Annotated in this window: 10 protein-coding genes; 1 reads left to right on the top strand and 9 read right to left on the bottom strand. The window is 40.3% G+C overall.

Features of this window, described 5'->3' with window-relative positions:
* Positions 1 to 60: 60 nt before the first annotated feature.
* Positions 61 to 840: a hypothetical protein gene (locus B4Z90_RS03355; RefSeq protein WP_115046279.1), complete on the bottom strand. Its 780-nt coding sequence runs from the start codon at positions 838 to 840 to the stop codon at positions 61 to 63.
* Between the two features lie 264 nt (positions 841 to 1,104).
* Between B4Z90_RS03355 and def the strand changes: the two genes are divergently transcribed.
* Positions 1,105 to 1,686, top strand: coding sequence for a peptide deformylase (def, locus tag B4Z90_RS03350; protein ID WP_070562814.1), 582 nt, complete (start codon positions 1,105 to 1,107; stop codon positions 1,684 to 1,686).
* Between the two features lie 122 nt (positions 1,687 to 1,808).
* Here the strand turns inward: def and B4Z90_RS03345 are convergent, their stop codons facing one another.
* The 8 genes from B4Z90_RS03345 to B4Z90_RS03310 all read right to left on the bottom strand — a co-directional run bounded on the left by B4Z90_RS03345 (position 1,809) and on the right by B4Z90_RS03310 (position 13,470).
* The gene (locus B4Z90_RS03345) at positions 1,809 to 2,420 is read right to left on the bottom strand and encodes a trimeric intracellular cation channel family protein (protein WP_070562817.1); all 612 of its coding nucleotides are present in this window, start codon (positions 2,418 to 2,420) and stop codon (positions 1,809 to 1,811) included.
* Between the two features lie 96 nt (positions 2,421 to 2,516).
* Positions 2,517 to 4,880, bottom strand: coding sequence for a GAF domain-containing protein (locus B4Z90_RS03340; RefSeq protein WP_286709807.1), 2,364 nt, complete (start codon positions 4,878 to 4,880; stop codon positions 2,517 to 2,519).
* 11 nt (positions 4,881 to 4,891) lie between these two features.
* On the bottom strand, positions 4,892 to 7,492 hold the full coding sequence (locus B4Z90_RS03335; RefSeq protein WP_286801407.1) for a hypothetical protein: 2,601 nt from the start codon (positions 7,490 to 7,492) through the stop codon (positions 4,892 to 4,894).
* A 2-nt stretch (positions 7,493 to 7,494) separates the two neighbouring features.
* Positions 7,495 to 8,391: a hypothetical protein gene (locus B4Z90_RS03330; protein ID WP_236560327.1), complete on the bottom strand. Its 897-nt coding sequence runs from the start codon at positions 8,389 to 8,391 to the stop codon at positions 7,495 to 7,497.
* Positions 8,392 to 8,511: 120 nt separating this feature from the next.
* A complete protein-coding gene (gene ppk1 / locus B4Z90_RS03325) occupies positions 8,512 to 10,533 on the bottom strand; it encodes a polyphosphate kinase 1 (protein WP_115046283.1) in 2,022 nt (673 codons plus the stop codon).
* Between the two features lie 161 nt (positions 10,534 to 10,694).
* Positions 10,695 to 11,879: a Pycsar system effector family protein gene (locus tag B4Z90_RS03320; RefSeq protein WP_236560325.1), complete on the bottom strand. Its 1,185-nt coding sequence runs from the start codon at positions 11,877 to 11,879 to the stop codon at positions 10,695 to 10,697.
* 1,203 nt (positions 11,880 to 13,082) lie between these two features.
* Positions 13,083 to 13,280: a hypothetical protein gene (locus tag B4Z90_RS03315; protein WP_139144877.1), complete on the bottom strand. Its 198-nt coding sequence runs from the start codon at positions 13,278 to 13,280 to the stop codon at positions 13,083 to 13,085.
* Positions 13,258 to 13,470 (bottom strand): hypothetical protein, encoded by a 213-nt coding sequence (locus B4Z90_RS03310; RefSeq protein ID WP_112375125.1) that lies wholly within the window; start codon positions 13,468 to 13,470, stop codon positions 13,258 to 13,260. Before B4Z90_RS03310 ends, B4Z90_RS03315 begins: the two co-directional genes overlap by 23 nt.
* Between the last annotated feature and the right edge of the window lie 53 nt (positions 13,471 to 13,523).

Genomic DNA, 13,523 nt, shown 5'->3' with positions numbered 1-13,523 from the left:
TTATTATTTTTGATTATTTATTTTTCAAACCCTTACAGTGTACAATATACACAATTTAGCTTATTTTACATATAAAATCATCTTGATGCTGCCCATATTTTCCTTTGGAAAGCCATTCGGATATTGTTCCATTAATACCTTTAGCTCTTCTGTATTGCGATAAACATATCTTTTTGTCTCTGCTATCCAAAAGTTGATAGGTGCAGTTATTTCCTTCGCAACAAACCCAATTTTTTCGAGCGAAGAATGTTGGCTCCAATCACGGTCGGTGAAAGTCATAATGTCTCCTGGCGAGAAATCGCTACAAAAGGCTTTAATTAATTTGCTAAGGCCCCCTATGACATTAATACCTGTTTTATTACAAAAGCGTAATAGTTCAAATGAGCGATAATCTTCATCTTTATCCAACATTCGGCGCCCTCCAGAGAATACCGCGACCGCAACAAGCTCTCCCTGTTCATAAAGGCCATAACGATACTTGCCGGGAAGAGCGGTTTGTAAATGATGTTCCACGAGGAACTGTAAACTCGTTCCTTTGTCGATCCGGGCAACTACAGTATTACGGGCGTAAATGCGTTTGTCATTTTTTGTTCTAGAAACAATGCGCCTGACGATCAAATCAAACTTTGTTATTAATTGGTCTTCATCGATATGAATACAAGGATCGGAAGTATCACGTCTCACGGATTTCTCGTGAGGGTATAGTAAAATGTTAATTGTTAATTCCGGAGATGATATTTGTATAAATCCATCAACATGACAAAGCGCTAATGAAACTTCAAGAGCTTGCTCTAGCCTAAGCTTGAACTGTGTCGACAAATTTATAAACGAAGGATCCATAAAACAAAAGTAACTTTTATGGAAGTTTTGAAGAAATATTCACTTTTAATAATTATCCGTACCTTTGTACCAAAGAATATAATGGAGCGACAGTGTATCCTTGTTAAAAAAGTACAATGACTCAGGATGAGCAATTAGCCTGACATGATCTAAAATAAAAACGTGCTAAAATTACAACAGGCGCCAAGTGACTTTAAAAGCAAACAGCGTGTAACGAGCTCAGGTAGAAATGAGTATCGGCACTTATAAATAATTATAATACATATGAAACTTCCGATAGTGGCGTATGGCGATCCTGTATTAAGAAAGGTCGCTGAAGAAATAGATGAAGACTATCCAGATTTAAAGAAATTGATTGATGATATGTTCGATACCATGTATGCAGCGCATGGTGTTGGCTTGGCAGCTCCACAGGTAGGTTTGCCTATACGTATGTTCGTTATCGATGCAACTCCTTTCGCAGAAGATGATGAAGAAAACAAAGAAATGCTCCAATCGTTCAAAAAAGTTTTCATCAATCCCATCATGGTTGAGGAGTCTGGTGAAAAATGGGCTTTCGGTGAAGGCTGTCTAAGTATCCCAGATATTAATGAGGACGTATTGCGTCACCGGAATATTCGCATCAATTACTTAGATGAGAACTTTGAAGAGCATGAAGTAGACTTAACAGGTTTGGCTGCCCGAGTGGTACAGCACGAATATGATCATATTGAAGGTAAACTATTTACCGACAAATTGAGTGCCTTGAAGAAGACGATGCTAAAAGGTCGATTGGATGCTATCGTGAAAGGAAATATTCGTGTTGGTTATAAAATGAAATTCCCACAGCAAAAGAAAAAGCGTTAGTTCATACTAACGCTTTTTCTTTGTCGCTTCCTTCTAGTCCGTCTTTTAATCCATTTTTAATATGGATTCGGTCATCCAGTGTGACGTGTTCTAGAAAGTTTACGTGCTAAGAGGGACTTTCCTCAATCCAAGCGGGGTAAATACAAACGATATTTAACGGCTGTCATTCGTATTAAAAAGACAACAGCAGCCCCAATAAATGCCGCCCAGGAGAGGTCGAGATCAAGGTGCACCAGCAAGATATATGTGAGCCCTCCACCTAAACAGGCCGTAGCATATACTTCTTTTTTAAAGATTAGTGGGGTTTCGTTGAGTAGCACATCGCGTGTCATCCCCCCACATACCGCGGTGAACATTCCAAAGATAATGGCAGCATAGGTATTGCTTTCGTAGTTGAGTGATTTTTGTACCCCAAGGATGGTAAAAAAGCTAATTCCGATGGCATCAAAAAGTGTCAACGTACGATAATAACCATACAACTGTTTATTGAAGATAATGGCAATTAAAATTCCGAGGAAAATAGCGATGAGATAATTGCTATCATTGACCCATACTGGGCGTAGATTCAAAAATACATCCCGCATCGACCCACCGCCAATGGCTGTCACAAACCCTAAAAAGGCTGCCCCAAAAATATCAATATCTTTACGTTTTGCCGACAGGGTACCCGATATTGCAAAAAATAAAGTGCCAAGCAAATCGCTTAGATAAAAATAGTTGGCATCAGTAATCATGGTAATCCTTTTTAAATCAATATGTTAAATCCTCCATCTGACATTGTCCCATTTAGCCTATATCAACGGGGATAAACTTCCCTTTATTGGACAAATTTAGGAGAAATCTTGATAGTTTAAATTCACCGAAAGGCGAATTGCTTTCAACCCCGCAATTCCTTGTACATCTTCCAATTTTAAATGTTCGATGGTATGCTCAATAATGCCCATGTCATAGATTGCCTGTATACTTAGCATGAGATCCTCCAGGATTTCATCCGATAAATAGACAATAGCAATTTTATTGACCTGGGTAAGTCGTTCTTTGGTTCGCTTTATCCGAATTTTGTCTATCCTCTTTTTGATGATTTCATAACGGATATTGAGCGATCCCTCGACATCAAACCTCCTTTCATCTTCCCGGAAGCTGATATCAATGCTATGTGGGTTGATGAAAATCAGTTGTGTTGTTTCTAAAGCCAGTGGCAGCGTATCTTTCGCATGGTATGCTTTCAGCGCAATTCTGGCCATCGAAACAATTTGCTGACGCCTAAATACATTGATGAATTCGTAGCTGAACGATTGTTGGGGCGTAATGGATTCGCCGATATAAATGTCATATTCAATACCGTCTGTCCTGAACTTTTGAAAATAAGACGGATAATTTCCCTGGATGAAGCTATTGAAATGATCCAGTTCTCTACTGATCAATTGATTGATCTGACGTAGAGAAGTTTCAAACTCATTCCGATAAAACTCCCCGGTGTCCCGATTGGTGAAAAAATGCTTCGCATAATGCTCAATCACCGCTATTTTTGATGGGAATTGCTTTCTGGCTTCTTCTAAAAATGGCTGCACATCTTTTCTGAAGAACTCAATGATCTTGACCATCGATTCATCAAAAGAGATATGGTCAAGAGATTCTGTAATTTGATCGACCCGTGCTGAAAAAGTCATAATCAATTTGTGCTTTCCGTCTAACGAGAGCTCATCAATAAGCATGGCGAGCTGTTTGACCTTGAAGCTAAAGTCTTTGAGAATAGAGGCGTTTCGTATGATCGTAGAGTCTTTGACATCGACAGCACCATAGAGCGGATAGACTTCTTCAAATACAACCGCTTTAATATGGGCATCCTGACTATCGTTTTCCAGTTCCTGAATGTATTGGGCCGCAATATGGTTAAATTTCCACTGAACCGAAGGCTGTATTGTCGTAAACCGGTTAATGATGATATCGTCGATACGTTTTTTAAATTCCAGGGTGATATCCTGAGCTAGTTGTGATAAAAGCGGAACCAGAGAACCTAAGGCTTGCATGGTTTCACTGTCGAGCTGATCTTGTTCACGGCTGTATATTTCCAATATGCCTGAAAGAGAATGATTATGAATGAGCGGAATACACAAATAGGTCGTTACCCCCGACAAGCTAATCCGCTCGTCGAAAATGGACGTGGTATTCCGGATACCATTCGTCGCATTACTTGTATAAAATATCACATGTGGATGCTTTAGGTAGCCCGCGATTTCAGGATTGATCTTAAAGGTTTTATTGGCGGTATACGCTTCAGCAAACAAGATGCTTTTATTGGTGATTGAATAATCGAAAAATGGTACCCCATTTAATTGGAACAGCGGAAATAGACTAAATACCGTATCAGGCCCCTTTAATAGCGGTGTGATTATCTTTTCTAAATCAGCTAAAAAGAGGTGGTAATTGTATGTAGGCAAATCCAGGAGGATGGACTGGATTCGCCGTAAGGTATGTTCCGTACTGGTCTTTCTTAAGGTCACCATGCTAAAGCCCGATAACTCAAAATCTTCCAGTTTAACGGTATTGATAACGGTATTCCAGTCAAAAATGGAATCACTGGGGTTTTCCGATAAACGACCTATATCAAGTGCCGGCAATGTCTTTTTTGCTTTGATCTCAACAAATTTAAAATCGATGTCTAAATCGTAATAATCGATAATCTCCCCCTGATCATTGAGGTGATGATACACAATGCTGCTATTTTCATTGGGAGAAAAGCCATAGAGTCTATCGAAGATGAGGGTATAAAAAAGCTTTTCTTGATTCGTAAGAAGGCTTCCGGCACGCATCTTCCCTTGCATTTCTTGCTCCACAAGCTGATGGCTAGATAGGTCGAAAAAGGCTTCGGTTCCATAGAAGGCTTCTTCTGCTAGGGCTGTTGTGAGTGCCCAGTACCTTTTTGGAGCAGTGTCAATCAACGATACGGAGAGGCTATAAATCAATTGCAGAATATCTTTATAGGCATTGAGATTCTGCTTGCAGAGTTTGCCGTTGAGATGTTCTAATTCTTTGATGCGTTCCAACGCAAACAAAGGAATCATTTCATCCGATGAAGTGCCATTTTCAATAAAAGATTCCAGGTATTTGAAAAATGGTTCAAAGTCTAGCCTGCCATTTGTATACGTATTGGCGTTTTTTGCCGTTGTGAGTTGTACTTTCTTTATCTCCATGGATCGAAATTTTAAAAACGGAAACCTGTGCTGAAATAGGGATACCAGCCTTCATTGGATTTCGTCATGACAAAATGCAAAGGAAGTGCATTGGCGACGATGTAATAAATGCCCCCACCCACACCTTGATGAAACTTATCACTATTATAGCCCTTTGCCCATACTTTTCCAATATCATACATGGTCATTAGTCCGAATTCACCTGGAAGAACATAGCTTTTGACATCAAGTACTTTAACACGGGCCTCTAGGTTATTATACAGCATCTGTTGCCCCGCAAATCGATATTGGCGAAATCCTCTGAGATTTTCATGGCCACCTAGAAATAAATATTGATAAAATGCAGGGTTCCCGACAACGATCCCCCCTCCCGTTCTATTGGCGAATATAATGCCTTCATTGAATGCACTGAAATAGCCGGTTATTGCGGCACTTAACTGCGCTGAATTTTTTGAGTACGGATTGAGTCCAAAATAGGAATTCAAAGCGGCTTCAATATATAGCCCTTTACTTGGGTTAATCTTTCGATTATGGGAGTCTTGTGTTAAAAATGCATTGATACCTGCAAAAGTTTTGTCTTTGGTAATCGATAAACTATCGTAAGAATGTAAAGCTTGGGGATTTAAAATAAATCGATCTTCATTCTCAATTGGATCTAAGTGGTAAAATTGGATATGCGGACCTACGGCAAAGCTTAACGTAGATGAAGGTTTCCATCTTAACTGCGGATTGATATTGAAAATATTGAATCTGCTTCTGTAATATTTTGCACCATACTGTTCCTTTAAGAAGAGCGAGTTATTACCTACACCGAAGAAGTTTTGAGTGTTGTCAGGAGCTTTTGCTAGCGCATCGACAACAAGATCTGCATCTCCGACAACAGCTATCCATTCGCCTCTATAGTGAATTTTATAAGCTCCGGTCCGGAAGGCTGTTGCTACAGTCAGTTGTTGCTTATACGTAAAAGGATTTTTTCTAAATCCACGCTGATGTGTATAAGCAGCCCCCAGCCCGAGCGAAAAACCGTCATCAGCATTATAACCCGCAGTCACCAGAGGAAGCCAGGTGTTATATAGGTTTACAGGAACAAATTGCGTGTTGGTACTATCTTGTGCATAATGAAGCTTTATTTTGTTCTTCTCACCCAGTAAAGTGGAGTTTTTGGTATTCTCGTAAAGCTGTATTTTCGATTTGCTTTCGTTGATAACATAAGTCTTTGGCGTGCTATCTCCAATAATTCGGAGTTTAATCGGAGAATTTGCGTTATCGATGACAACAGAGTCTTTTCCCTCACCTAAATAGAGACGAATTTCTTTTGTTAGGCGGTTTTTATAGGTTTTGTACATCAATGCTTTGGTGACCTTACCATCTTTATTGATCTTCGAAACTTTGACTTTCAGGTTTTTATTTTCCGTGCTCTGTATTTCTACTTTTTCGTTTTTGTCGCTGAGGTGAATATCGACAATGTTATTGATGAAATTATAATACTCTTCCATCGCTGAGGGTAGAGCATCACGACGGCTTTGAAGTGTTTTAAAAATTTGTTCCCCACGAATAGCAATGGACGACTGTGGCAGGCTACGTACCGACTCCCATAATACCGAATCTGTGAGACGTGCTACAAATTGCTTGACCTCTTTGGTCCATTCCTTGTGAGAAAGCTGGTTGCTCGGATGGGCATTTAAAAAACGCGATTTAAATAAAGAATAGCGAATATTGGGAATACCCGTCGTAAAACCTTGCATGACTGGGTTGACAAATTGCTGATAGATATCTTTCATCAGAAAACCTTGTGTGACACGCAGCGCCTGATCCCGATCGCGGGGAATAGGAATGTAGTCTTTATCGTGATCTGTGCTATCCTGATTTTCATTATACCAACGCCATTGATCCTCGTGTCGATCCCAATCGCTTACCAGTACATCCAGCATTCTTGCGCGCAGATATGCCTTAGCCTTAAAGTTATCATCGTTATCTTCCTGTAGTTTTCGGACAGCTTTGGGGCTGTTGTCTGAATCACCAAGTGGTTCGCGTTCTTCTAGTAAAGCCACCGTATGCTCAAAAAGCGGTGCGTATTCCCCCAATATGCTGTCTTGTGCAACAACGCCGATGATGGGATGGGCATGGGGGACGTTCACGGCATTTGCCAAAGCAGGGATCATAAGTGCGGAATAGGGATGCTGGGCGCTGGTGGCATCGTCTAAGACATCCTGTACAAAGGTCCCATGGAGCTCTTCAGGTATGAGGGATTCAGTCCTTTTATTGACCGAACGTAGTGCCCATTCCCGACCGATTGAATCCGTAAGTCGTAGGGAAACCGATTGCATCCCGCCGCCCTGTTTGACAGGATGCAGTCCCCCGTACAAGGTTGAAAGCTGAAGCAAAGGCAAGGTGGTTTCCGCGGCCCATTCTTTGCGGTAATTTTCGCCAAGGAAGAACTTCTTGAATTTACTGGCTTTACCATATTTTGCATTTGCAACGATGCTTAAACTGTCCTTGATAACGGTTTGAGCAAAGGATTTGCCCTGATGTGCAGGGGACTGTGTATGCTTTTGTTGTGAATAAGCATGACTAGCAAGAAAAATAAGAAAGAATGGTACTACCTTTTGCATGCCTATTTTTGTTCAAATTTATAAATGATCCCTTTATCCTGATTACCGGCTTCGCTGCTGATGTAAAGATTAAATTTTGAATCAAAGTTAATGCCTTCAGGTTGAGGGAAGATCTTCGGGTCTAATGGAGAGAGTGATTTCACATGAAAATTCTCATCGGTTACAACAAGAGCTTTGTCTACAGAAGATAAGATATACCATTCCTTGCTGTCTGCTTTTTTAGCTAACGCCGAGGGTTTGAACGTTTTCTTAATTTTAGCATCAAATGCATGAAGTTCATCAAGCTGGATGGCAAATTCTCCCTTCGGCTGAAATTGACCACGCTCGTCAATTGAAAAGACATAACCCGAGGTTTGCGATTGTTTTCTGTCGACCTTACATTCTTTACATAATACGTATGCCTGGTTGCTTTCGCGGTCAACAAAAAGCCCTTCATACTCTCCTTTTGGAAGTAAATTTTTCTGTTCGACCACGTTTTTTATATCGTCCTTTTCGGCAATGGGAAAGGAATAGATGCTACCATTGCTCTTTAAAATAAAGAAATGTGTATTGCTTATCGAGATGTCCTCATAGTCGCCATCTTTTCCAAAAGGGTTGAACGTAACTTTTTGTGTCGGTTTGTTAAATTTATAAAGAAAGCCCTGCTCATCTTGAATGGCATAAATATCGTCATCCTGTCCCGCGAGAAAAGCTATTCCGGATATTTCTAACAATTCGTCGGGCAAACTCATCTTTATGCCCGAAGATAATGTATAGGGTATTTGTTGCTGTTTTTCAGCTTGAACATGAGCGAGCTTGTTGTTATTTTCCTTGGTTGTATTATTCGGATTGCAGGCGAGAAAAATAACAGAAGCAAAACCTAATGCCATAGTTGTCAATATCGTGGGATTTTTCATCATTATATGATTAAATTTTAAATTGAGGAAGCCATCCGGTTTCTGAATGAGCTTACGTTCAATGATTATATTGTTGGGCTTTTAGGCTGTTCTTGTTGTAATGAGCTGCCTTGTTGAATAGCCCTATTGTCTCATGTTGCCTTTCAAATAATGAAGGATTTGTTGCTGAGAAACATTTTTCTGCTGTGTTTCTATTGCCTGATTTTGTCCGTGTTCATCCAGTAAAGTTGCTTCGGTGTCGTCTGCAAACTGAATATCGAATAGCTCTTGTATTTGATGTGCTAATGTTAGATTCAGCAATGGAAAGCAAGTTTCTATACGTCGGTAGATGTTACGGTTCATCCAGTCTGCAGAGCCCAGATACGCGCTCGTTTGTGCTTGATATTGAAAAATAAATATTCTGCCATGTTCTAAATATCGTCCTACAATCCGTTTCACGACAATGTTGTCGCTCAATCCGGGTACTTGTGGTTTTAGTCTACAGATTCCTCTGACCAATAATTGCAGTTTTACCCCTGCCCGGCTCGCCTCATACAATTTATTGATTAACGATTCTTCTTCCAGATTGTTTAATTTAATTTTTATTGTAGCGCTGTCTCCGTCTTTAGCTGCTTGGATGGTCTTGTCTATCAGGGATAAAAATGTATGTTTGAGATTGAACTGTGCAATTAATAGATGGTTAAAAGACAGCTCATTTGGATGATGGGGTTTTCTCCGAGCTGGTAAAAACTCGAATAGCATGTCTAATTCGTTGGTCAATAGTTTATTTGAGGTCATAAGGAAGTAGTCCGTGTAGACCTTCGCCGTTTTTTCATTTAGATTTCCTGTGCCTAATAAAGCACTTTCTCGACCCTCTTTGCGTTTGACGAGCGCTATTTTGGCATGTACTTTTAAATTGGGGATGCTATACGTGATTTTGACGCCCTGTTCTTTCATTAATCGAGCCCAATGTATATTATTCGCTTCATCAAAGCGCGCTTTCAATTCGACAAATACATTGACTCTTTTCCCATTTTTTGCTGCGGTAGCCAGCGCTTGTGCAATATGCGAATCACCGGCGATACGGTATAAGGTCGTGTAAATCTCATCTACGGTTGGATCTATTGCGGCCTCATTAAAAAAACGTAGTATGGGATCGAACGATTCATAGGGCGTGCAGACCAACAGATCCTCTCGGTCTATTTGGTCAAAGATAGATTCCCTGAAATTCTGATTCTTATTGATTTGCAGCTGTTTTGGATAAGAAAGTTCTGCTGTTTTAATCGGAAATGAAAATAGATCTTTCAGATTGTGATAGTTTCCGCCTTCGACAATGCTACTTTTTCGCAGATCAAATAGTGTTGCCAATGTTTCAATCAGCTGTTTTGGCAGATTTGGCTGGAATAGAAAGCGTGTCGCATAGCCAAGATCACGTTTATTGACTTCCGTCTCAATTTTTTTGGCAATATCACCCTCAAATTCATCTTGGAGATTTAATTCCGCATCCCTTGTGATTTTAAAGGAATAGAAATTTAATGATGTATTTCTTATGGCTTCAGGAAAAAATGCTTTGATAATATCATCGATGAGTACGACATATTTATTCCCATTGATCTCACAGGTGAAAAAGCGGCCAATATGATTTGAAGGGACATTTAGAAAGAATACCACTCCAGTATTGTCGTCTGTAACGACGAAGTAGAGCTGATTGTTGATCGGAAAAAAAGAAGTATCATCAATTGGTATAATTTGGAGGTAGGAGGCAATTGTACTAAAGAAATATTGAGCTGCGAGGTCTTTTATTTCTGCTGGAATAGCTTGGTTGTAGATAAAGGATATATTTTCTTTTGCTAATTCTTGGATAATATCAGCTAGTATTAAGCCAAATTTTTCCTGTTGTTTGTTGATGGTTTTTGACGCTTTTTTATATGTGCCAATATCGATGTTCGGAATGAGCTGTCCCGGATTTTGCTTCATTATTTTTTTCCAAGCCATTAGTACAGGCATTCTAACACGATAAAATTCATCCAGATTGGATGAGAAAATAGCGAGAAACTGTAGTTTTTCCAGTAAAGGTACCTCCTCACGAGCGGCTTGGTCAAGTACCCGGTCATTGAACGATAACCAGCTGATGTCTCTGTTGATATAAAGATCTTTCTTCTTCATCCGTATAAATTTATGGTTATGGCAACGTGCTTACAACAACATTAATAATGATGCTATCTATTGGTAGCTAATGATTGATCTAAAGGCGGCATCTTTTTAAATAAAAAAGAAAGTTTGGAAAACATGATGCTGAAATATTTCACTGTTTTTATAGTATTGCATTAAAATATGGTTGCGGCGACAAAAGAAACAACCGATATAACAAGTCCAAACATAAAAATTCCATAGGCGTATCGTAGAAGCTTATATTTTCGTCCTAATACCACACCTTGCGAATAAACATCCTTGGTGAGCATGCCATATAGAAATTCCGAGTCGACCATTACCTTCTGCATACCATCGTTATAATCGTCGAGTTTCATTTTGTAAAAATTTCCAAAAAAGAGAAGATTGACTGATTTCTGTTCGATTTCCTCCTTTGAGAATTTACCCGACGGAATTTTGGGTATCGTTGATAGTATGGCCATGACCATGGTTGCTACCACGGCTGTAGTTAAGATAATTGTTGGGATAATCAGGTGCTCGTTGGCATCTAGTTTCCGAAATAAGACAGCAATCACGACAGAAAGGATAATAGAATTGACCGTTAAGAGGATGTTGGCCTTATTGTCTGCCATGTCGCTTAGTCGCTGATTGTTTGAGGACGTAATCCGGAACATTGTTTCTATCCCACGTTCTGGCTTACTGCCTTTCTCTTTTTCCTTTTTGTCTTCCTTTTTACTTTCTTTATTTTTTGAGATAGATTTCTCCTGTTTTTTCTCCAGTTCTTTTAGATTCATCTCCTTTTTGGCATTAAGCTTTTGTTGCGCATATTCAGTATGGTAATGATGGCTCATTAATAGTTTGATTGTGCCGGCCCGCCATACGTCTTTATCGATCTCCTTCCCTAGTACTGCTTCAGCTTCGGCTTTCATCAGTTTGTTTCTGTTGACGAAATCCTCATTCCCAAAATGAAATAGGTCTGCGTCGCAGAGAATTTGCTCCAGCAGATTTGTAGGATCCTGAGGCATTCTCGTTGCTAAAATACAACCTTTGATTTTTTCCTGTATGGCTTCCGGTATGCCTTTGTCCTGGAGGAAATTTAAAGCAATTTCGACACTTCTCTTTTCATGACCAATAGCATTGTCAGATTTTACGTAGCCGAGATCATGAAAGAAGGCGGCACTAATGACAATAAAGTGATCCTCCTCTCCTAGTTTATAGTACGATGAAATCTCCTCCGCCGCACGTACAACAGAACGTGTGTGTATCGTATTGTGAAAACAATGGCAAACTGAAATATTTTCTGTAATATAAGTTTCAGCATATTCTTCTACCTGTTTTAAAAGCTGAGCATAATCTATCATGGACCAATATGGTTTTATTTGCAATAAAAGTATTTAATATCTTTAATTTCTTAAAAATAAGGTCTTCTTTTTTGTTATTTATTAACCTAGATCAAATTTACTGAAAAAAGCGTTATTCCAGTAGTTGTAAAATTGACTGTTATATAAGTAGATGAATTGTTCTTAAAGCAGACCGCTAATCGGATGAAATATTTAGCTTTTACTAAAAGAGTACCCAGACTAATGCTAATCAAGGAAACCTAGGTAAAGCCTATAATACTCGAGCAAACATTTACTAAGGCGGTCATTGAGCATGTTTCAGATTAATACCGTCGATAGGTAAAAACGATAAGATAGGGCGTCCAGAATTCGAAATAGGTTTCTAAACTGGATCCTGATTCGATCCTATGCTGAGGCCGATGCGGGAAATCAGTAGGGCGAAATGCTTTTTTAGCCCTTTTTATGCTGTGTTTCTTCGGGCATATAGCGCTTTTTAGTCATTATCCAGTGTTTATCCAGTTTTCATTCCGCTCCGAAAGCCACTCTAAGGACAGTTCAAGGGGGGAGCATAGCGTGACAGGGCTTACTGCGTGCCTGACTCGGACTCAACGCAGACTCACCTCGGGTTTAGCACGTATTCACGGTGTATCACTGATAAATAAAGACAGCTTATGTGTTGCTTTAAACCAAGGGAGATAAGATAACAAGGGTTGCTCCGCTCCATCGTTAAATTGGGACATTCCCCTACGCTGCTCTGCTCCCAAATTCTTTTTGCGCCTTTGATAGTATGTTTTTCCGAGTTGTTTTCGTGTTTGCTGCGTTGCTACGGAGTTGTTCGGCTACGGTTCAGTCTGGTATTGGCCTTTTTTAGGGGCATCCGGGGGATATGGCCGCGTTCGGAGCGTCATTTGTCCGTGCTGGCAGCGGGGTGAGTGCGGGCTTAGAGTCGGAGACAACACGGACTCACTACGGACGCAGGACGTTCAGGGGCTAAACCAGCCCCGACCATGGTACGAAGGAGGCTGGGAGGGCAGTCGGAGGTTTCCGCAGACCTTTGTCAGCAGCCTTAGCGTTGTCCCCGAGCGGAACCACCTTTCCCTAAATAAGGGAGAGTTAAGGATGCTTTATTTCTTAGTTTAGCTTTTGTTTATCGTTAGCTTAGTAATAAGTTAGGGTTTGCTTAGCTACAACCTATACTATACCTAAACTAAACCTAACCAAACCCTAAACTAAACCTAAGTAAACAGGTAGAAAAGTATAGCTACAGAAGAAGGTATTCCGGTAGCCTGTGTTCTGCCATTGTTCTGGCCCTACCGATATCCGTCCGTCCCCTGTTATATCCTGCGTTGCTGTTTCTTTCCGACGGCACAATTTTCCGGTCTTATCAATATTCACCAGTTTATAGGCTGCGCCTATGCGCATCGTCTTCGATTGGGCGTTGAGCCGAGCGGGCTACCAAAGAGATCCCGAGCTTAAGCAGATCGAGCAATACAATGTTCATCCATGTTTCCGCTGCGGAGCCTGTATCGAGTCCCGGTTCCCGTCCCCATTCTGTCCCGGAACCGGCCTTCCCAGCCTTCCGATCACCTGTTTTACAAAAAGAATCTCGCACCGTTACAGGCAGTTAAGGGGAAAATGAAATAAATAAGAACAAAAGGCTTGGAA

It is taken from the genome of Sphingobacterium sp. UBA5639 (assembly GCF_002421245.1).
Taxonomy (GTDB): Bacteria; Bacteroidota; Bacteroidia; order Sphingobacteriales; family Sphingobacteriaceae; genus Sphingobacterium; species Sphingobacterium multivorum.
Note: the sequence above shows the minus strand (reverse complement) of the source record. Positions and strands in the feature narration are given on the sequence as shown.